Raw genomic sequence first — 20,058 nt, 5'->3', positions numbered from 1 at the left:
TATGTCTGGGCGATGGCCGATGTACGCGCCCCCCGGACGAGGTGAGTGCCATGTACACGTGGGCGAGGCGGTTCATCGTTCCTGCGCTGTTCACGACGAGCTGCGCGGCGATGCTCGGTTGCATCGCGAACATCGGCGGCCTGGATGGCGAAGAGGGGAGCAGCGGGCCTGGCGCCGGGCCTGGCAGCGGGCCTGGCGCCGGCGCTGGCACGGGCGGGAGCGGCTCGACGGGCGGCGGCCCCGACGTCGAGCCGACCGTGTGCGTGCCGGGCGTCCCGCGGACGTCGGCGCTGCCGCGCCTGACCAGGGTCCAGTACGACAACACGATTCGCGATCTCGTCGGCATCGACAGCCAGCCCTCGTCGATGCTCGCGCCGGACGGCGTCGGGAGCGTCGATCAGCGCGCGTGGGATGGGTACAAAACTGCCGCAGCGACGGTGGCGGCGGCGGTGATGGCGGACCCCGGCGCGCGCGCCAGGACCATCCCCTGCACCCCGGCGGGCGACGGCACCGCGTGCGCGCACCAGCTCATCGATACGCTGGGACGGCGCGCCTTCCGGCGCCCGCTCACCGACGACGAGAGGGGACGCTTTCAGGCCCTCTACGCCCGCCGCCAGGCGCTCACGGAGACCGGCTCGTTCGACGAGGGCGCCCAGCTGATCATCGAGGGGTTCCTGGTCTCTCCCTCCTTCCTGATGCGCGCGGAGATCGACGAGACGCCCGAGGGCGAGTACTTCGCGCTGAACAGCCATGAAGTGGCGTCGCGCCTCTCGTACTTGCTGTGGGGGAGCATGCCGGACGACGCGCTGTTCGCCGCCGCGGACGCCGACGCGCTGCGCACGCCGGAGCAGATCCTCGCGCAGGCGCGGCGAATGCTGGCGGATCCCAAGAGCCGCGGTATGGTCAAGGCCTTCCACGAGCACTACCTGCACATGGGGCCGGGCACCCGCTGGTCGAACATCCAGCGCGATCCGGCCGCCTTCCCGGACTTCGACGCTTCGATGGTCCCTCTTCTGTCGGAGGAGACCGAGCGCTTCATCGAGCACGTGGTCTTCGACCAGGCCGGGACGTTCCAGGAGCTGGTCACCACGCCGGTGGGCTTCGTCAACGCCTCCCTGGCGCCGCTCTACGGCCTGGATCCTGCGCAGTTCAACGGCGCGGAGCTCGTGCCGGTCGAGCTCGACCCGACGCAGCGCTCGGGCCTCTTCACGCGCCTGGGCTTCCTGGTGTCGCACTCGGGGTACGACCGAACATCGCCCATCCTGCGCGGCGCGTTCCTGCAGAAGGAGGTCCTGTGCGCGGACATCCCGCCGCCGCCGCCGATGGTGGAGGGCACGCCGCTGCCCACGGACGAAAGTCTCACGACCAACCGCGCTCGAGTCGACGCCCAGACGGCGCCAGACGCTTGCAAGTTCTGCCACCACACGTTCATCAACCCGACCGGCTTCGCGCTCGAGGCGTACGACGCCGTGGGGGCCTACCAGCAGACGGAGTCGTTCTCGGGCGCGCCCATCGACACGCGGGTGAGCGTCGACATGGGCGAGAGCGTCGTGGAGATCGACGGCCCGGTGGCGCTCTCCGAGGCCATCGCGAGCTCGCCGGAAGCGCAGAAGTGCTACGTGAGAAAGTGGGTCTCGTTCGCCTACGAGCGCGAGCTCAACAGCGAAGACGCCTGCACCGTGGACGAGCTGACCGCCAAGCTCACCCAGGGCGGCTACACCGTGCTCGACCTGATCGCGGACCTCACGCAGAGTCAATCGTTCCGAGTTCGTGCACTACAGACGGAGGTGGCGCCGTGAACCGAAGGCTCTTCCTACGCGGAATTGGTGGCGCAGCGCTCGCGGTCCCCTTCTTGAATTCGCTCGTCCGCTCTGCGCGAGCGCAGGAGGTCCCGTCGCCGCGGCGCCTGGTGATCTTTTACACCAACAACGGTTGCCTGACGAACCGCTGGTTCCCGACGATCGAGAACGGGTCCGGGAGCGTCACCGCGGCGTCGCTGGAGGCGGTGCAGGCGGACGGGAAGCCCCGGACCCTCGCGCCGCTCGCCCCCTTCGCGGCGAAGCTGCTCTTCCCGCGCGGGCTCGCGATGCCCCTGAACGGCTTCAACAACAAGGTGGACGGGGTGGTGCATTTCGACCCCCACGATCAGGGCATGGGCAGCAAGCTGACCTGCGCGCCCCTCGATCCGGCCGGGGAGCACTGGGCGCTGTCGCACTCGCTCGATCACGAGATCGCGCAGCGCTTCAACCAGGGCACCAACAAGTCCCCGCTCGTGCTCTCCGTGGGCAACGCGTTCACGAACGTCAAGGGCATCGTGTCGTACTCGGCGTCGAAGACGCCGTACGCTCCGGTGACCAACGCTCGCACGGTGTACAGCAGCCTGACCGGGCTCTTCGCGAGCGGCTCCGAGACCGAGGCGGATCATCGCGTGGCGCGCGGCGAGAGCATCATCGATCTGGTGAGCGCCGACCTGAACGCCTTCAAGGCCCGCAAGATGAGCGGCCCCGATCGGAGGAAGGTCGACGACTGGCTCTCGCTGCTCCGCGAGACGGAGCAGCAGGTCGTCCCCTCGGCGTGCACCGAGGAGGCTGCGGCCGCGCTCGGCGTCACGGACGCCGCGCTCACCGAGGCGGGCTACCCAGCGCGCGGCGGCGGCTTCCCCAACAGCGAGAAGGTGTACACGCTGGGCAGCGAGATGATGATCCGCCTCATCGCCCTCACGATGATGTGCGATAGCAACCGATCCATCGTGCTCCAGTGGCCGGGCTACGTGACGTTCAATTGGGACGGCATCGCCCACACCCACGATCATCACGGGCTCTCGCACCGGAACGGGAGCGCCGCCACCGGCGGCCAGTGCGTGAGCGGCGTCCTCGAGCAGATCCACGAGATCGACCGCTGGTATGCGGGCCGCTATGCCAAGCTGGTCAAGACCCTCGACAGCATCGAGGAGGGGGACGGCACCATGCTCGACAACTCCGCGGTGATGTGGCTGCCGGAGCTCGCCGACGGCAACGCGCACAACAACAACAACCTGCCCATCGTGATCGCCGGCAGCGCCGGCGGTTACCTCAAGCAGGGCGTCTCGGTGAACCTCGCGGGCGGGAACCTCGCGGTGGGCAACAGCGAGGCCAGCTGCGCGACCGGCGCGGAGGGCGAGGACAACAGCGGCAACACCGGCTCGCAGGGGGAGACCGTCCCGTTGAACAAGCTCTACACGACCTTGATCAACGCGCTCGGCGCCGGGAGCCCCGACTGGATTCCGGTCGATCGCTTCGGCGTGTCGGACGCGGTCTCGGCCGGCTTCGGCGGCAGCTCTCCGTCGTTCACCACGGACGGCGCAGGCAAGGTCATCGACGGGCCCGGCATCGGCAATCCGGGGGAGCTCGACGCCCTCAAGGCGTGAGGCGAGGGGAGGCCCTCGCGGCGCCGCGAGGGCGCGCGGGCCTCGCCTGGCGAGCTCAGCAAGACCGAGCTTCGCGCCTCCTGGGCCGGCTCCGGGAGCACCCGCGCGAGGCCCTGCTTCTCCTCGCCGACGGCGGCGGCGTTCCTCGTCTCGAGCGTCACGCGCGCCTCGGCAGACCCCTGCTTCCAGATCTCCGCGGCGCGCACGTTTTCGTCGGGGCCTCGGGTCTCCTCGGAACTATTCTGCGCCTCCCGTGGTCGCTTTCCGTCTCTGGACATGCTGCACCGATCGTAGGCTGCCCTACGATTCGTCGTCGGCTGCTCCGGTCCAGCCGGCGCGCCGCTGCGCGATGAGGCCATCACGACCCCGACGGCGCGTCTGCGCGGCGGACGCTGTCGAGAAGGAGTTTCATGCGGAAGTCGATGTCGTTCGTGCTCACGCCGCTGGCGTTCCTGCCGGCGCTGCTCCTGGGTTGTTCCGGCGAGGAGGCGCCGGGCTCGGCGGGGACGTCGCCGACATTTCATCACGACGTCGAGCCGCTCTTGCAGAAGCGCTGCATGAGCTGCCACTCCCCGGGGAACATCGCCCCGTTCGGTCTGACGACGTACGAGGAGGCGCGCACGGTGGCGAGCCTCATGGCGCACGCGACGCGGGAGCGCACGATGCCGCCGTGGGGGGCGGAGGAGACCGACGAGTGCCAGCCCCCGTACGGCTGGAAGGATGATCTCCGGCTGAGCGAGGCCGAGATCGCTGTCCTCGAGGCGTGGTCTGCGGCGGGCACCCCCGAGGGCGATCCTGCCGACGCCCCGCCGCCGTTCGTCCGCGGCGCCGGCGGGCTCAGCGGGGTCGAGCTGGAGGTCGCGCCGGAGGAGCCGTTCGTCGCGAGCGGCGATGCCGACCAGTTCCGGTGTTTCGTGATGAATCCTGGGCTCGCGGAGACGCGCTACATCAACGGCGTGCACATCGTTCCTGGCAACAGCAAGGTGGTGCACCACGCGCTCGTGTTCCTCGACCGGGAGGGCGCGGCGGACGAGCTCGCGGACGAGCACGGGGGATACGACTGCTTCGGCGGCCCCGGCTTCTCGGGCCAGCTGGTGGCCGCGTGGGCGCCGGGGGGTGTCCCGCTGGAGTTCGAGCCGAACATCGGCGCCGAGCTCCCGGCCGGCGCGCGGCTGGTGATGCAGGTGCATTATCACCCGGCGGGGACGACCGCGGATCCGGACACGACGCGCCTCCAGATGCGCTTCACGAAGGGGGTGCCGGAGTACTCGATGGGGGTCGCGCTGATCGGCAACTTCGAGTCGTCGGTGGACGAGGGCGGCGGCCTCTTGCCCGGCCCGAACGATGGGAACGGCGCCGAGTTCTTGATCCCGGCCGGCGCGGAGGATCACGTCGAGACCATGCAGTTCCGGATGCCCGAGTCGGTGTCTGCCGCGGAGATGTACCTCTACGGCGCCGGAACCCACATGCACTATGTGGGCACGGACATGAAAGTCACCCTGGAGCACACGCGGGGCGATCCCAGCGGTGCTGGGGAGCAGTGCCTCGTGCAGACGCCGAGGTGGGATTTCTCGTGGCAGCGCGGGTTTTACTACGACGCTCCCATCGCGGAGCTCCCGCGCATCCACGGCGGCGATCTGCTCACGATGCGCTGCACGTACAACAACTCGACCAGCAATCCGTTCCTCGTGAAGGCGCTCCAGGAGCAGAACATCCCGGGCCCGGTGGACGTTCGCCTCGGCGAGAGCACGCTCGACGAGATGTGCCTCGCCGCCCTGATCTACCTGACCAAGAACCGATAACGCATGGATGAGCCGCGGCGCGATGGATCCATCAGATGGTAGGTAGCATGGTGGCGAAAGCGAAGAGGACCGCAAGGGCGCCAGGGACGCAAGGAAAGGAGGATGTCGGCGGTTATGTCTGTCTTTCTTGCGGTCCGCTTGGCGCTATGTCCCAGCCGTCGTTGTAAGCCCGCCCCTCAAGCCTCGATCTCCACCTGAAGAACACCTTCGACCGGTAGCATATTCTCGGCATAAACGTGGTACGCGAAGTCCCACGTCGCCGTCGTTCCCATCGACCCGCGCCTCTCAACACCTGAATGTTGAAGCTGAAGAAGCGCGACTTCTGAGTCGGGATGAACGACAAGATTGCTGCCATCGCGAAAAGACATGTAGACCCCCCCTTCGCCCTTGTACTCGTAGACCGCCGCCCAGGATTCCAAGCGCGTGTTGCCGTTTAGCTCGTAACCACTCTGCCTGATACCATTGGGGAGGCCGAAGATCACGTACGGGTTCCTCGCGCTCGCCTTCCCGCGATTCGCGAGTGAAACCACGAGGCGATCGTTGCCAATTTTTCGGATGATAAATTCCAATGCAGGGCGCAGCCTTCTGGTAAACAAATCCTCGATCAGGCTGACCGGCATCGCACTGAACACACCGCCCGCCCGCAGGTAAAATTTGTTGTCGATCTGGCTCCGATGGGGCGGGCGTTCGCTCTGCGGGATGTAGACAGCGATCAGGCCCTCATCCCCAGCCGTCGCGATCGGCAGGTACTCCACTCCGGCGACCATTCGCTCGACGACTCGGCTCTCCAACTCCCTCAGGGCGGACTCGATCTTCTTCAGCTCCTTGATGGGCTTGATGCCGACGATTTGATCGATATCGTCGTTATCCTTGCGCGCCTCCAGGCCGAGGAACAACACCCCTCCGGAGGTGTTGGCGAAGCCGGACAGCGCCTTGGCGAAGTTCGACTTGTCGCCTTGATCGAGCGACCCCTGATCCGGCCTCTGCTTCTCCTTGCATTCGAGCCAGTTGTTCTCGAACGCCTTGCCGATCATCTCCTGCTGCACGTAGGCGAGGTCGAGCTTTCGAAAGAGGGACTCAGCGTTGTCCATGTCGCCGAGCATAGCAGGTACGGCTGCGCCATTCGAGCCGCTCAGCGAGAACGGGCCGAACACGGCGTGGCCTACGCTTGGCGCAACCCGTTGTCGATGGCTGCGGCACGCCGCGAGTGAACCACCAAGCGAGCGGCGTAGAAGTTGAAAAAGGCGAGACACCGCGCACGGCTCAGGCCGGCGCCCGCCCGTGTAACGCACGGATGAGCCGCGGCGCGACGCGCCGTCGGATCATCAAATGGTTGGGCAGCATGGGGGAGAAAGAGAAGAGGACCGCAAGGGTGCCAGGGACGCAAGGAAAGGAGGAGGCTGGCGGTCATATCTGTCTTCCTTGCGGTCCGCTTGATGCTATGTCCCCGCCGTCGTGGTTCGCCGGGCGATTCTGAACGACGCGCTTCACTCCGCGCATCAGCACCGGGACGTCGAAGTTGATGAGCAGCGCGAGCGGAAGCGCCGTGGCCTTCAGGTACGACAGGGCCTGCGAGACGTGGACATCGGTGAAGCGTTCGACGGCCTTGAGCTCTACGACGAGTAGGCGCTCGACGAGGAGGTCCATTCGGCCCTCGCCCACCTCGTGTCCCTTGTAGTCGACGCTGAAACCCGCCTGTCGCTGGAACGATATGCCTCGAAGACCAAGCTCGATCACGAGCGCCTTCTCATAGACCGACTCCGAGTATCCGGGGCCGAGATGCCGGTGCACTTCGATCGCGGCGTCGATCACCCGCCGCGCAAGCTCATTCACCTCCGGTGGGGTCTCCCGAAACCGAGCTTCCCGCTTGGGAATGTCCGCGCCATCATCTCCGGTCCCTTGCGTCCCCCGCGCCCTTGCGGTCCTCTTTTCTTCCGTCATCCCTATGTCCCCGCGATCGTCGACCTGCGGTCCACGGGTCCCGCGGCCCAATGATCGCGATCGTGGCTCGACGGCGGCGGACGGTCGGGGCTCCGTCGATGGTGACCCATCTTTCCCACGTCCCCCACCGCCGCCGATCGCCGGTCAGGTCCGCGGCGTCCGCTGCTGCACCAGCTGATCGAGCCCGAGCTCCCGCGCCTTCTGGGCGAGCGCCTCGATCTTCTTCTTCCCGTCGGCGTCCGCGCTCGGCAGGAGCGACGTCAGCATCCCCGACAGCGTGCCGTCCGCGGGCCTCGCGAGCGGCGAGGGGTGCGCGACGAGCTGCTTCAGGTCCTCGGGGAGGCTCGCGTTGCCGTTCAGGTAGTCGCCGACAAGCGCGCGCACCGTGGCGCTCTGGTCGACCATCCCGTCGACCGACTGGCCGAGCGTGACCGCCTTGACGAACCGATCGAAGAACGCCCCGTCGCCGCCCACGATGTTGATCTTCGCCTGCTCGAACGCGCCCCGCAGGATCTCCGCCTGCGCCCGCGCGATCTCGGCGCGGATGCGCAGCGCCTCGAGCTCCACCGCCCGCTCCTTCTCGAGCCGCAGGCGGAACTCCTCGTGCTCCCTCCCGACCCCGTCGAGCGCCTTCATGGCCGCGGCCTTCTCCGCCGTGCCCGCCGCCTCGGCCAAGAGCCGCTGCTTGATCGCGGTCGCCTCGGCCAGGCCCGTCTTCTCGAGCGCCATCGCCTCCGCCTCGCGCGTCCTCGCGGTCGCGAGCCCCTTCTGCTCGATGCCCGCGGCCTCGGCGAGCAGCCGCTCCCGCGCCACGAGCGCCTCGGCCCGCCCCTGCTTCTCGATCGCCTGCGCCTCCGCCTCCTTCACGAGCACCCGCGCGAGGCCCTGCTTCTCCTCGCCGACCGCGGCGGCGTTCATCTTCTCGAGCGCCACGCGCGCCTCGGCGAACCCCTGCTTCTCGATCGCCTGCGCGTCGGCCTCCTTCACCCGGATGCGCGCCAGCCCCTCGGCCGCCGACTCGGCCTGCACGCCCTCGGCCATGCGGATCTTCGCGCGCGCCGCCTTGTCGCTCGCCTCGAGCTCCGCGTCCGCGATGAGGAGCTTCTCGCGCGCCCGGAACTTCGCCGCCTCCTCGCTCGCCTCCGCCCCCTTGATCTGCTTGACGAGCTGCTCCTGCGCCTCGGCCTCGGCGTTGATGCGCGTCACGTCCTTGAGGCGCGTCGCCTCGGCCACGGCGCGCACGTCCCTGATCCGCTCCTCCTCCTCGGCGACCGTCTTCTCGACCGCGATCCGCGCCCGGACCACGTCGGCGATGTCCTTCTTCTGGAGCTCGAGCTCCTTCTCGCGGGCGATCTTCTGGAGCGACACGTCGCGCTCGCGGCTCACGATCTCGAGCTGCCGCGCCTTCTCGACGCGCTCGGTCTCGACCGCGACCTCGCGCTCCTTGTTCTTCTGGGCGACCTGGACGCCGCGCTCCTTCGCCTCGCGGGCGACGAACGCCTCCTCGTCGTTCTTCTCCTGGAGGAGCACCGTCTTCTTGCGCTCCTCGCTCGTGATGCGGGCGGCCTCGTTCTGCTCGCGCGCCTGCGCCACCGCGATCTCCTTCGCCTTCTTCGCCTCGGCCTCGGCCCGGCGCTGCTCGAAGCGGAAGATCGCCTCGTCGGAGTTCAGGTTCTGGCTGCCGATCTCCATCCGCTCCTTCTGGCGGAGCTCGTTCGTCAGCACGTTCTGCGTGACCGTGAGCTCGGTGATCTTCCGGATGCCCTCGGCATCCATGATGTTGTCCTTGTCGAGCAGCTCGATGGGCGTCTGCTCCAGGTAGTCGATCGCCGCGTCCGCGAGCACGAACCCGCTCAGATCCTTGCCGATGACGTCGATGATGTCGTCCTTGAACTTCTGCCGCTCCTTGTAGAGGTCCTCGAAGTTCAGGCGCTTGCCCACGGTCTTGAGCGCCTCGGAGAATTTCGCGGCGAACAGCTGCTCGAGCGTCTGCGGGTTCGAGGCGCGGACGCAGCCGATGGTCCGCGCGACCGTGCGCACGTCGTCCTGCGTCTTGTTCACCTGCACGAAGAAGGTGACCTTGATGTCCGCCCGGATGTTGTCCTTGCAGATGAGGCCCTCCTTGCCGCGCCGGTCGATCTCGATCGTCTTGACCGAGATATCCATGTACTCGGCGCGGTGGATGATCGGCAGGACGAGCGTCCCGGTGAAGGTGACGATGGGGTCCTGGCCTCGCGTGTTGATGATCAGCGCCTTGCCCTGATCCACCTGGCGGTAGAACTTGGCGTACATGACCAGCATCCCGAGGGCGACGAAGGCGAGGACACCGACGAGGACGAGGATGAGGGGGACAGTCACAGTGGGCACGCGCATCTCCTTCGCGTTCCGGCGGAGGGGAGGGCGCTGACCCTCGCGCCAGCGAGGATCGACGCCCGGGCCCGCACCGAGCCGGGTCGGGGGCCGCACGATGCCCCCTCGGGGGATAGCGTACACGAAACGAGCAGCGCGAAAGCGGATTCAGCCGCCGCGCTGCTGCTCGTCCCTGGCGCGCGCCGCGGGGATGGCCTCGTCCTCGGCGTCGTCCGGGGGAGCTTCCACGCGGGACGCAAGCCGCTCGGCGAGGGGAGGGGGTGGGCCCAGCAGCCCGTCGAGCGGCTCGACGCCGAAGACCTCCGCGCCTGGGTCCCAGCTCACGAGCAGCGCGCGGTCGCCGCGGCGGAGGGCGCCGGGCGTGTCGCACCGGACGTCGAGGATGTGGCTCGCGCCGCCCTCGTCGATCACCGCCTGGCCGAAGCGCTCGTCGACGCGCCCGGTGGAGACGACGCACACGCGGCCCACGAGGTCCTTCTTCGACGTCGCGTGCCGGGTGACGAAGAGCGGCGCGAGCGGCCGCACCGCGAGCGAGGTCAGCAGCACGGCGACGACGAGCGACGCGGCGAGCGCGGTGACGCCGAGCGCCCAGCGCGGCAGCCCGGCGCCGGTCCAGAGCGGCGCGGCGAGCATCGTCGAGAGGGCGCTCGTGAACCAGCCGAACGCCGCGATCAGCGTGAGCGTCACGGTCGCCGGCACGCGGTGGAGCTCCAGGGCGACGAGCACCGCGCCGACGCCGTGCGCGCCGTCGGCGGCGCCCTCGAGCGAGCCCTTGGCGGCGCCCTCGAGCGAGCCCTTGGCGGCGCCCTCGAGCGAGCCCTTGGCGGCGCCCTCGAGCGCCCCTTTGGCGGCGCCCTCGAGCGCGCCCTTGGCGGCGCCCTCGAGCCCGCCGAGGTCGGGCGTCGCGTCGCCGTGAGCGCCGCCGAGCAGATCGAGGTCGAGCGCGCCGAGGAGGACGAACAGCCAGTAGATGAGCGCGAGCGCGAGCACGACCGTGAAGATCACGGCGGGGAATGCGAGCGAAGCGGCGAGCACCTCGGCCATAGGCAGACGCGGGCAGGGCGCGGGCGCAGGGGAACGCCGCGCGATGCGGCGCCCGCGACCAGCGCGCCCGATTGGATCACAGGGAGGGGAGGGATGGGGTCAAATTCTGCCGGCCGGCATGACGGCGAAAACGCTTGACATCCGGCGGTAGGCGCCGAAGGCGGAGCAGCCTGAGATGAAACGAGGCGCTAGCGACGGGAAAACCGCGGAGGCGCTGCGAGCGCCCCCGGCTGGCTGGCACGAAGATCGGGCGCCGGCCGGATGGTCAGAAGCAGGCCGAGCCCGCTCACCATTCCGAGGACCGCCATGCCAACGACGGCCTCCACGCCGAGAGCGTCGAAGAAGCGCCCGGCGCAGGAGGCAACGACGACAATGCCGAGGTTCAGAAGGCTCGCGTTCAGGGCGGTGATGGTGCCGCGGACATGACGGGAGATCTGTCCCAAACCAGAGTGATGGACAGGTCCTGCGATGCCGTACCCCAGCGCCCAGACAACCCCCGCCAGCGCGGCCACCGGCAGCGAGAACGGCGGGAGCACGCCGACCACCAGACATCCGATGAGCGTCGCGATGACGCCGCCGACGACGACCCGCGAGCGCGATCCGGCGAGCCGCTCGGTTCGGCCGATCAACGAGTTACCTATCACCGTCACGAGTCCGAATGCGCCGACCATGACGCCGATGGCCTCGGTCTGCATGTGGAACCGACGGCGCAAGACCTCGGCCAGGACCGTGGTGACGCCGATCGACAGACCGAGCCACAGAAAGCTGGCTGCGAGCCGCCGCCGGACGCTGTAGATGGTGAGCGCCTCTCGGAACGTGGTCCAGAAACCCATGTTCTGTACCGCGGCGCGCCGAACGGGCATCCGCCACGTCAGGATGGCTGCCACCAGCGCCGCTGCTCCGACCAGGAGATACGCTGCTCGCCAGTCGACCCGCGCGGCGAGCACGGCGCTGACGACCGGCATGATGACGAAGCTGAGCGTCAATCCCATGAAGACGCGGCCCGTGGCCGCCGGCTGCGCCTCCTCCTCGACATTGTCGTTGATGATGGACAGCGCGTTCGGTTGGACCGCGGCAGCGCAGATGCCCCCGAAGATGCCAGCGGCGACGGCAGACGAGAAGGAAGGCGCCAGGGCGATGAGCACGGCTGCTGCGCTGAACCCGATGAGCCCTGGAACGAGCAGGGGCTTGCGCCCGAACCTGTCGGATAACGGGCCGAGGAGCGGCGCGAGGGAGGCATAGACGAGCGCGTAGCTCGCCGGCAACCAGGCAATCTGCGCAGCGGGAACGCCGAAATGAGCGCCCATGGCCGCCATCATCGGCCCTGCGACCACCTCCGCTGTCCCAATGAGGAACATGACCAACATCAGCGGTATCAACCGCCGAGTCGGTACACGAGGCGCCACTGGACTAGCGGAGGATTGGAGGTTCTGAGATGTCACCCAGTGTTTTCCTGCGTCGCCGGCGACGGCTCCGAGCTGCCGGCCGAGCCGAGCGCGCAGCGGCCGGTAGACTCGGTCAGAAGAAGTGAACCTCGAGCTTCAGGTGGTCAAGATAAGGCCAATCCAGGGTGCCGTGAAGAGAAAAATCTTCCGCCACGAAGATTCGCTCGTCGTTCGGCTCTTCCTCGTACGTGAGGCCGTTGCAGATGTACCGGTCCAGGTAGTCGTAGTCGGTCGGTACGATGGCGTCTTTGCCGTGCGCCGTCACGTCGAGGATGTAGTTGACGTCGCCTGCCTGGTAGATGCTCACCACCGGGCTGAGGTGCGCCATGCCGATGTGCTTCAGGAATTCGATGCCGAAGTTGTTGGCGCCGACTTCGAAGTCAATCCTATCTTTTCGCATCTGGTCAGTGACCACGCGAGGTTCTTCACCTAGATTCTTGTAGAGGTGAAGGTTGGGCGAGTCCGTCCCTGCCTTGTCGTAGATGTACTCGTACCTGGTGTTCTTCGTCTTCTTGGCGCTCGAGATGAAGTAGTAGTGTCCCAGGCTGTGCAAGATCATGAACGTCTTGGAGGACAGCGAGATCCCTTCCCGGAACGTGAAGGTCTTGTATTTGATGACGGCCTTGATGTTGTTCGGGTGAGATTCGACCGTGTTGTAGTCGAGGTCGAACATCTCTGCGGTCTGCTTGATCAGCTTGTCATAGTCGCTCTGGCTGACCATCTCCAGGACGCTCTTGATCTTCTCTTTTTTCGAGGCGAAGCCGGGCTTCGTCTTCGTCGACGTGCTCTCTTGCGTTTCCATGTGATCCTCTATTGTCCTTCTGAGACATCAAGTAAGTAATCTATCGGTGTCAGCGCTCTGGTGTCGAAATTTCGGTGTACAGCGGCAGTCCAGCGAACCGACGCCGGGGGGCGGTCCGCTCTGCTCAATGTGAGCGGCTCGCCGCGTCGCGCACCGGGCTACTTCGCGTCGCCGCTCGAGACCACGCCGCCGTCCGCCAACGACGGGAGCGTATGGCCCATCCGCAGGCGCTTCGCCTCGAGGTAATGCGCCGAGAAGGGGTTGGCCGGAATGAGCGCCGGAGCGCGCGAGGCCACGTGCACGCCGAGCGCGACGAGCGCGTTCACCTTGTCCGGGTTGTTGGTGAGAAGCCGGATCGATTCGATGCCCAGGTACTCGATCATGGCGGCGGCAGGCTCATAACCGCGGGCGTCGTCGGGCAGCCCGAGGAGGCGGTTCGCATCGATCGTGTCGTGCCCGAACGATTGTAGCTCATATGCGCGGATCTTATTGGCGAGGCCGATCCCGCGTCCCTCCTGCCTGAGGTAGAGCACCACGCCAAGCCCTTGCCGCCCGACCTCGGCTTGCGCCGCCTCGAGCTGTTCGCGGCAATCGCACTTCAGAGAACCGAATACCTCGCTCGTAAGGCACTCGGAGTGAACGCGAAGGGTCACCCCCGACTTCCCGCGAACGTCGCCCATGACCAGCGCGACGTGATCGGGCGAGAGCCCGTGCTCGGGATGGGCCGAGCTGAGCCAATGGAATACCAGCATCTGAAAGACGCCATGCTTCGTGGGTACAGGAGCCTGGGCGCGTATATCGAGCTGAGGCCGGATCGCCGTCACGGGGACGTGCATCTCGCTCTCCTTCTGAACATGATCAGCCCCCCGATGAAGCGACGACTGTCGCGCGAATTGCTCTCGCTCGGAGAGGCGCAGCCATTCCGCTGCGTTGCCCAGTGTTCTAGCCCACTCACCGAGTGAGCGCAAGAACGAATAGTGGCCCTCGATTCGATCCTCAATGCGTTCGATATGCGTTCGCGAGCGGCGAGAGCGTGGCGCGCCGTCCTCAGGCCCGCGCCGGGAGAGAGGTGGTGAGAATCGAACCAGCTCGCCTGAGCCGCACTGCTGGGCTCGACCCAAGATGATCTCTACAAGACTTATATCTCGTCATACCCCTACCGCGTCGCAAGTGGTCGTCACGGTGCCGTCGCATCAATTTACGGTGGCGTGCTCTGCCCAGGCCGGGCTCGTCGAGGCGGACGTCCCGGCTTCTTGGCTCCCGCGTCGCTCAGGCCGTCAGCCGAACATCTCGAGGGCCGCGCCGGTCACGGCCTCTGGAGCGTCGAGCGCGGCGTACGCGATGAACCGCGCCACGTCGTCCGCGCTCATCTGCGGAGCGAACCCGCTGCCGGCGAGCATGTCCGTGTCCACGGAGCCGGGGAGCACGGCGATCGACTGGAGCCCCGTCGCGCGCAGCTCCTCGGCGAGGCTCTTCGAGAAGCCGACGAGGCCCCATTTCGACGCGGCATAGGAGGCGTTGCCGGGCGACGCGATGGTCGAGGAGATGCTGCCGACATGGATGAGCCGGCCGCGCTTCTCAGCCAACATGGCCGGGAGGAAGGCGCGCGAGACGAGGTACGGGCCGCGGAGATTGACCGTTATCACCTCGTCCCAGGCGGCAGGGGAGGTCTCGTGGACCGCCGCGCCGCGGCGGACGATCCCGGCGTTGTTGATGACGACGTTGGGCGCGCCGCGCCAGGCGACGACCTCGGCGGCGGCGCGCGCGACCTGCTCCTCGCAGGCGACATCGCAGGGGACCGGCAGCGCGGCGACGTCGAGTCGGCGTACCGCGTCGGCGATCTCGTCAAGGCGTGGACCCTGGCGGCCGAGCAGCGCGACGGAGAGGCCCCGGCGCGCGAGCGCGAGCGCGGTGGCCCTTCCGATCCCTCGGCTCGGTCCGGTGACGACCGCAACGCCGGTCATACCCGGCCCCCGGCGAGCGCGGCGGCGACCGCGATGTCGCGCTCCGGGCACGGCTCAGCGAACAGCCCCGCGACCGCGACCGTCTCGATAACGGCGCCCGCCTTGCGCTCGCCGCGCGCGACCAAACAAGTGTGGGTCAGCGCCAGCTTGCACAGGGCGCCCCTCGCGCCGAGCTCGTTTACGAGCAGCTCGACGAGCTGCCCGCCAATGCGCTCCTGCAGGGTGAGGCGCCGGGCGAGCGCGTCGAGCGCGCGCGCGAGCGTGCCGATGCCAGCCATCCGCGCGCCCGGCAGATAAGCGATGGTCCCGGCGCCGTGGGCCGGTAGGAGGTGGTGCGGGCACATCGTGGTCACGGCGAGGTCGCGGGCGACGACGAGCCCACGATCGAGGGGACCCGCCTCCATGCTGCCCTCGCGGAGAACGGCGGCCGCGTCGACCGCGTCCCCGCGGATTAGGTCGTCCGCCCACGCGTCGGCGACCCGCTTGCCCGTGCCGGCGAGGTCTCCCTTGAGATCGCGCCCCAGGGCGCGAAGAAACTCTTCGATGGCCTGCGCTGCCCTACGCCGGTCGATCATGGCGGCCTGGTTCATTGAACACCATTCAATAAGAAATGAGGCACCTGTGAGCGTGCGATGACGCAACAAATCAAAATAACTCCGAGGCGTCAAGCCCGAGCAGCTCGAGTCCGCGTGGATGCGACGAAGCCGCGCATGGACGGCCTGCGCATGCATCTATTCGCACGAACATTCCCATGTCACTGCTGCGCGAGGGACTTGCCCGAGCTGCTCGCCGGCCGTCGCGGCGCGCACCGACGAGGTCCATTGACAATGGATCGCGTTTGCCTCATGAGGGTTGACCCATGAATGTTCGTCTCGTGCACGAATTTCGCTTCGAGGCCGCTCATCGACTTCCCAGGGTGCCGCCTGGACATAAATGTGCGCGCCTCCATGGCCACAGCTTCAAGGTCGAGATCGCCGTCCGTGGCCCCGTGAATGAGGAGACGGGGTGGTTTCTCGATTTCAGCCATCTCTACGAGGCCTGGGCTCCTCTCTACGCGGCGCTCGATCATAACTACCTGAACGATGTTCCCGGGTTGGAGAACCCGACCAGCGAGGTGCTCGTCCGGTGGATTTGGGACCGGCTCGCGCCGTCGTTGCCCTTGTTGAAGCGGGTCACGATCTTCGAGACCTGCGACGCCCGCTGCGAGTACGAAGGGGACTAGTCCGGCCCGCCTGAAGTCCGGCCAGGGATGATGGCCGGACTTCAGCGCTGCTTCGCGGCGGCTTCGCGCGGGCGGGACCCTGTGCGACGAACGCCGCGAGCGGCCCGAGCTCATGGAGCGCGAGCGAGGGGGGCTGCAATACTTCGAGCGAGCTCGACGCGGTGCCGAGCTCGCCGGGGTCATGGGTACAGATCGGTGCTGAGGTACTTCAACCCCGAATCGCACGCGAGGCACACGATCGTCCCGCCGCGGTGCGGTCCCGCGAGCAGCTTCTCCGCGGCGGCGACGTTCGCGCCCGTCGAGAAGCCTCCGAAGATACCCTCGCTCCGGGCGAGCCGGCGGGCCGCGTCGATGGCCTCCTCGTCGCTGACGGTGAGATAGCCATCGCACAGCGCCCGATCCAGGAGTGGCAGCTCTCGGCTGTAGCCGCCGCCCTGGATGCGGTGCCGCTGATCCGTGACTTCCCCGCCTGCCAGGAAGGGCGCCGTTGCGGGTTCGACCACGTAAGTGCGGACGGCCGGCAGCGCACGTTTCAACGCCCGCGCCACGCCGGCGAACGTGCCGCCGGTGCCCACGAAATCGACGAACGCATTTAGTCGGCCGCCGGTCTGCCTCAGGATCTCCACGCCTGTCCCGCGCTCGTGCGCCTCGACGTTGGCTTCCATCTCGAACTGATCTGTCCGACAGGCGCCCCGCTCGACCACGATAGCGCGGGCGCGCTCCTCGACGAGCGCGAGATCGAGCCCGCTGACGACGCCGGGCACCGAGTCGGGGTGCTGCGGTACCAGCACGACCTCGGCGCCGAGCGCCATCATCATGCGAGCGCGCTCGATGGAGTTCCCCGCGCTCATCACCGCCACGAAGGGATGCCCGAGGATCGCGCACGCGATCGCCAGCCCGGCGCCGGTGTTGCCGCTCGTGAGCTCTACGACCGGCTGTCCAGGCCGCAGGGCGCCTGTGCGGCGGGCGGCGCGCACCATCTCCACCGCGATCCGGTCCTTCTTGCTGAGGCCCGGGTTGCGCATCTCGAGCTTCAGGAAGATCGACCCATTTCGCCCGCGGCATAGGCGGTCGAGCGCCACGAGCGGGGTGTCGCCGATCGTATCGGCCACGCTCGCGGCGACACCCGCCGTGGCTTCGCCCGGCCACCGCGCGCTGCCCGCCTGCATCTCGCCCCGGCGGGCGATCAGCAGCGCGGCGTCCCACGCGCGCCACGCGCAGGCCGCGTCCATGCGCGAATCCTGCCGCAGCCAGAGGAGATGATCTTCCACGGCGATGCGGCGCTCGCCAGCGAGCCTGTCAAGCGCCGAGCGGGGTGGCCCGGCGCCGAACACCGCGACATGATCGCTCGCCGCCTGCTCGCGGATCGGCTCTCCCGCCGCGCACCCGAGCTCCCGCGCGAGCCCTTCGAGACGGAAGATGTCCAGCAGCAGGAGCGCACCGTGCGGCGCCAGGCACGCGCAGATCGTGCGAAGGAGAGCCCTCTCTGCGCGATCGGACAGCTGAGATGCCGCGCATACCGAGAGGACGACATCGAAGCGCGCATCCCCGAGCCGCGCCGCGATCTCGGCCGACTCCACCGGTAGCACGTGCGTGGCGACGACGGAATCTCCCAGCGCGTCGCGGGCGCGCTCGATCATCGCCTCGTCGCCGTCGAGGAGCGTGAAACGGACGCGAGCGGGGCCGAGCGTGCCGCGCAGCACGGCCGCAGGCTGGAGCGCGCCGCAGCCGAGCTCGAGCACACGGAGTTGCCCGTCAGGCAGCGACCGGCTCAGGAGCCGCGCGGCGGATGCGAGCGCCACCATGGCCGCGCTCGCCATTGGAGTCGCCGGATCCCCAAGGAGCTCAGGCGTCCCGAGCGCATCCCAGCGCTTGAGCCAGCAGCTCAGCACGTCACCTCCGTGGCCGTGTGCCTCATGATGGACGTGCGCCACGTCGGCTCCGCGCACGACTGCGCTGGATCATGGCGTCGAGCGTGCCCCAGGGCCGGACAACGGCACGCTCTCGCGCGCAGGTCTGCGCCGGAGGAGGACCCCGGCGGCCAGCGCGCGATCATGTCACGCCGCCCGGCCGATGGTTCTCCTCGATGGCGATCTGCGCGATGATGTCACGCATGACCTCGCTCGCCCCGCCGGCCATGGTCGCGGCGGGCGCGTCGCGGTATATCCTAGAAATCGCCGAGCCCTCCAGGTAGCCGCGGCTGCCGTGGAGCTGCAAGCACTCCGCGGCCACGCGGCTCGCGAGCTCGGTGGCGCGGAGCTTGGCCATCGAGCACTCCGCGATGGGCAGCTCGCCGCGTCGGTACAGCCATGCGGCGTGGTAGACGAGCTGGCGAGCCGCCTCGATGTCCGTCACCAGGTCGGCGACCCGGTGCCGGATCGCCTGCAGGCCCGCCAAGGTCCCCTGGAAAGCGGGCCGCCCGACGATGTGGCGGCAGGTCTCCTCGATGCAGCGGTCCATCCCGCCGATCGCCAGCGTCGCTGCGACCAGCCTCTCGAGCTGGAACCCGCGCATCAGATACATGAAGCCGCCGGCGGGCTTGCCGATCAGGTTTTCGGCAGGCACGCGCACGTTCTCGAAGCGGAGCTCCGCCGTGTCGGAGCAATGCCACCCAATCTTGTCCTGCCTCTGCCTGGAGATGCCGGGCGACTCAGCATCGACGATCAAGAGAGAGAGCCCCGTAGCACCGCGCTTCGCCGTGGTCGATGCGGGCGCGGTGCGCGCCGCCAGCGTGATGAAGCCGGCCGTCGTCCCGTTGGTGACGAAGGTCTTCTCTCCGTTCACAACGAAGCAATCACCGTCGAGCGTCGCCGTGGTGGCGATGCGGTTCAGGTCCGAGCCGGCGTCCTTCTCCGTGATCGCGAGCGCCGCGATCTTCTCTCCGGCGATCGCCTTCGTCAGGTAGCTGCGCTTCAACGCCTCGCTGCCGGACGTGGCGAGATAGTAGGTCGCCATGTACTCGTGCACCGACACGGAGGCCCGGAAGCCGGAGTACCCCGTGCGGCCGAGCTCCTCGAGAAATGCCAGCGAGTAAAACAGATCCAGCTCGGCCCCGCCGTACGCCTTCGGGTACGGGAGCCCGAGCAGCCCGCGGCGGCCCATCTCCAGCCACGTCTGTCGCGGAATGCATCGAGCGTGCTCCCACTCGTCGGCGAACGGTAGTACCTCCTGCGCCAGGAACTCCCGTACGCGATGACGAAAGGCCTCGTGCTCGGGCGAAAAGTAGACGGACATCACGGCGTCCAGCGCTCCATGCTCCTGCTGCCCCTCTCCACGTGGTGCTCTCGCTGTCCGTCAGCAGGATTCCAGCGTGGCACGAACGTGACCCACCAACGCGTCTTCTGACGTCCGGAGGAAGAAGTGTTCACCGGGGAGTACATGGGCGGTGAACCGTCCTGTCGTATAGCGACCCCACTCTGGGATGCGATCCGGCGGAGCGAGCGCATCGTCCGCGCCAGCGAACACGGTGATCGGGACGTCGAGCGGCTCGTTGGCCGTCCCCGACCACGTCTCCGCCAGTTTGATATCCGCGCGCAGCGTCGGCGCGAACAGCGCCATGAACTTCTTGTCTGCCAGGACCTCCGGAGGCGTCCCGCTGATGTCGCGCAGCCCCTCGTAGAACTCCTCGTCTGGCAGGTGGTGGATCGCCGGCACGTAGCGAGGGACGTGCGGCGCGCGGCAACCGGCCAGCAGCAGGTGCGCCGGAAGCGGCTTGCCCTTCGCCGAGAGCTGCCGGGCGAGCTCATAGGCAACCGCCGCGCCCATGCTATGGCCGAAGAAGACGAAGCGCCCGGTGAGCAGCTCTAGAAGCGAGTCCTCGATGGCGGCGAGCAACGCGGGCCATTCGCGGTACGCGGGCTCCTTGATCCGGCTGTCGCGACCCGGAAGCCGTACCGCCATGACGTCCACGTCCGCCGGGATCGCGTGGACCCAGCCCCGAAACACCGAGGGGCTGCCGCCAGCGTAAGGAAAGCAGAACATTCGGAGCCTCGCGTTCACTCGCGGGGCCGGGCGGTATATCCAGCGATTGAGGCCAGGGGCTGCGGTAGGGATCTGCTCGAT

General features: G+C 67.9%; 16 protein-coding genes. 4 read left to right on the top strand and 12 right to left on the bottom strand.

The window, feature by feature from the left end; all coding sequences use genetic code 11:
• Positions 1 to 50: 50 nt before the first annotated feature.
• The 3 genes from WMF20_RS31265 (at position 51) to WMF20_RS31255 (ending at position 5,208) form a co-directional block, all read left to right on the top strand.
• A complete protein-coding gene (locus tag WMF20_RS31265) occupies positions 51 to 1,799 on the top strand; it encodes a DUF1592 domain-containing protein (RefSeq protein WP_437605530.1) in 1,749 nt (582 codons plus the stop codon).
• A 110-nt stretch (positions 1,800 to 1,909) separates the two neighbouring features.
• On the top strand, positions 1,910 to 3,406 hold the full coding sequence (locus WMF20_RS31260) for a DUF1552 domain-containing protein (protein WP_437605529.1): 1,497 nt from the start codon (positions 1,910 to 1,912) through the stop codon (positions 3,404 to 3,406).
• 410 nt (positions 3,407 to 3,816) lie between these two features.
• On the top strand, positions 3,817 to 5,208 hold the full coding sequence (locus WMF20_RS31255; RefSeq protein WP_437605528.1) for a hypothetical protein: 1,392 nt from the start codon (positions 3,817 to 3,819) through the stop codon (positions 5,206 to 5,208).
• 176 nt (positions 5,209 to 5,384) lie between these two features.
• On the opposite strand, the gene WMF20_RS31250 is transcribed toward WMF20_RS31255, so the two are convergent.
• From WMF20_RS31250 to folE, 9 genes are all read right to left on the bottom strand, one after another.
• Positions 5,385 to 6,362 carry an AlbA family DNA-binding domain-containing protein gene (locus WMF20_RS31250; protein WP_437605527.1) on the bottom strand — a complete coding sequence of 326 codons (978 nt, stop codon included), beginning with the start codon at positions 6,360 to 6,362 and terminating at the stop codon, positions 5,385 to 5,387.
• Between the two features lie 253 nt (positions 6,363 to 6,615).
• Positions 6,616 to 7,149: a GxxExxY protein gene (locus WMF20_RS31245; RefSeq protein ID WP_437605526.1), complete on the bottom strand. Its 534-nt coding sequence runs from the start codon at positions 7,147 to 7,149 to the stop codon at positions 6,616 to 6,618.
• 144 nt (positions 7,150 to 7,293) lie between these two features.
• A complete protein-coding gene (locus WMF20_RS31240; RefSeq protein ID WP_437605525.1) occupies positions 7,294 to 9,522 on the bottom strand; it encodes a hypothetical protein in 2,229 nt (742 codons plus the stop codon).
• Positions 9,523 to 9,666: 144 nt separating this feature from the next.
• Entirely contained in the window at positions 9,667 to 10,524 is an 858-nt protein-coding gene (locus WMF20_RS31235; protein ID WP_437605524.1) for a glycine zipper family protein, read from the bottom strand.
• A gap of 227 nt (positions 10,525 to 10,751) precedes the next feature.
• A complete protein-coding gene (locus WMF20_RS31230) occupies positions 10,752 to 11,930 on the bottom strand; it encodes an MFS transporter (RefSeq protein WP_437605523.1) in 1,179 nt (392 codons plus the stop codon).
• 151 nt (positions 11,931 to 12,081) lie between these two features.
• Positions 12,082 to 12,810, bottom strand: coding sequence for a hypothetical protein (locus WMF20_RS31225; protein WP_437605522.1), 729 nt, complete (start codon positions 12,808 to 12,810; stop codon positions 12,082 to 12,084).
• Positions 12,811 to 12,968: 158 nt separating this feature from the next.
• Complete coding sequence (gene ribA, locus WMF20_RS31220; RefSeq protein ID WP_129577821.1) at positions 12,969 to 13,646, bottom strand: GTP cyclohydrolase II; 678 nt, start codon at positions 13,644 to 13,646, stop codon at positions 12,969 to 12,971.
• Positions 13,647 to 14,087: 441 nt separating this feature from the next.
• On the bottom strand, positions 14,088 to 14,774 hold the full coding sequence (locus tag WMF20_RS31215) for an SDR family NAD(P)-dependent oxidoreductase (protein ID WP_437605521.1): 687 nt from the start codon (positions 14,772 to 14,774) through the stop codon (positions 14,088 to 14,090).
• The gene (gene folE, locus WMF20_RS31210) at positions 14,771 to 15,505 is read right to left on the bottom strand and encodes a GTP cyclohydrolase I (RefSeq protein WP_437605520.1); all 735 of its coding nucleotides are present in this window, start codon (positions 15,503 to 15,505) and stop codon (positions 14,771 to 14,773) included. Before folE ends, WMF20_RS31215 begins: the two co-directional genes overlap by 4 nt.
• A 128-nt stretch (positions 15,506 to 15,633) precedes the next feature.
• Here folE and queD point away from each other — a divergent pair, with 128 nt between their 5' ends.
• Entirely contained in the window at positions 15,634 to 15,996 is a 363-nt protein-coding gene (queD, locus tag WMF20_RS31205) for a 6-carboxytetrahydropterin synthase QueD (RefSeq protein WP_437605519.1), read from the top strand.
• Between the two features lie 179 nt (positions 15,997 to 16,175).
• Here queD and WMF20_RS31200 read toward each other — a convergent pair whose 3' ends face one another.
• The 3 genes from WMF20_RS31200 to WMF20_RS31190 form a co-directional block, all read right to left on the bottom strand.
• Positions 16,176 to 17,801 carry a pyridoxal-phosphate dependent enzyme gene (locus WMF20_RS31200; RefSeq protein ID WP_437605518.1) on the bottom strand — a complete coding sequence of 542 codons (1,626 nt, stop codon included), beginning with the start codon at positions 17,799 to 17,801 and terminating at the stop codon, positions 16,176 to 16,178.
• 247 nt (positions 17,802 to 18,048) lie between these two features.
• Positions 18,049 to 19,230 carry an acyl-CoA dehydrogenase family protein gene (locus WMF20_RS31195; RefSeq protein ID WP_437605517.1) on the bottom strand — a complete coding sequence of 394 codons (1,182 nt, stop codon included), beginning with the start codon at positions 19,228 to 19,230 and terminating at the stop codon, positions 18,049 to 18,051.
• A 60-nt stretch (positions 19,231 to 19,290) separates the two neighbouring features.
• Positions 19,291 to 19,977, bottom strand: coding sequence for a thioesterase II family protein (locus WMF20_RS31190; protein ID WP_437605516.1), 687 nt, complete (start codon positions 19,975 to 19,977; stop codon positions 19,291 to 19,293).
• Between the last annotated feature and the right edge of the window lie 81 nt (positions 19,978 to 20,058).

This window comes from Sorangium sp. So ce834, assembly GCF_051521425.1.
Taxonomy (GTDB): Bacteria; Myxococcota_A; Polyangia; order Polyangiales; family Polyangiaceae; genus Sorangium; species Sorangium cellulosum_D.
Note: the sequence above shows the minus strand (reverse complement) of the source record. Positions and strands in the feature narration are given on the sequence as shown.

Excerpts from the sequence above, each read along its gene's own strand:
- WMF20_RS31265 (WP_437605530.1), top strand. The coding sequence starts at position 51 with ATGTACACGTGGGCGAGGCGGTTCATCGTTCCTGCGCTGTTCACGACG.
- WMF20_RS31255 (WP_437605528.1), top strand. The coding sequence starts at position 3,817 with ATGCGGAAGTCGATGTCGTTCGTGCTCACGCCGCTGGCGTTCCTGCCG.
- WMF20_RS31245 (WP_437605526.1), bottom strand. The coding sequence starts at position 7,149 with ATGACGGAAGAAAAGAGGACCGCAAGGGCGCGGGGGACGCAAGGGACC.
- WMF20_RS31240 (WP_437605525.1), bottom strand. The coding sequence starts at position 9,522 with ATGCGCGTGCCCACTGTGACTGTCCCCCTCATCCTCGTCCTCGTCGGT.
- WMF20_RS31230 (WP_437605523.1), bottom strand. The coding sequence starts at position 11,930 with ATGTTGGTCATGTTCCTCATTGGGACAGCGGAGGTGGTCGCAGGGCCG.
- WMF20_RS31225 (WP_437605522.1), bottom strand. The coding sequence starts at position 12,810 with ATGGAAACGCAAGAGAGCACGTCGACGAAGACGAAGCCCGGCTTCGCC.
- ribA (WP_129577821.1), bottom strand. The coding sequence starts at position 13,646 with ATGCACGTCCCCGTGACGGCGATCCGGCCTCAGCTCGATATACGCGCC.
- WMF20_RS31215 (WP_437605521.1), bottom strand. The coding sequence starts at position 14,774 with ATGACCGGCGTTGCGGTCGTCACCGGACCGAGCCGAGGGATCGGAAGG.
- folE (WP_437605520.1), bottom strand. The coding sequence starts at position 15,505 with ATGCATGCGCAGGCCGTCCATGCGCGGCTTCGTCGCATCCACGCGGAC.
- queD (WP_437605519.1), top strand. The coding sequence starts at position 15,634 with ATGAATGTTCGTCTCGTGCACGAATTTCGCTTCGAGGCCGCTCATCGA.
- WMF20_RS31200 (WP_437605518.1), bottom strand. The coding sequence starts at position 17,801 with ATGGTGGCGCTCGCATCCGCCGCGCGGCTCCTGAGCCGGTCGCTGCCT.
- WMF20_RS31195 (WP_437605517.1), bottom strand. The coding sequence starts at position 19,230 with ATGTCCGTCTACTTTTCGCCCGAGCACGAGGCCTTTCGTCATCGCGTA.
- WMF20_RS31190 (WP_437605516.1), bottom strand. The coding sequence starts at position 19,977 with ATGTTCTGCTTTCCTTACGCTGGCGGCAGCCCCTCGGTGTTTCGGGGC.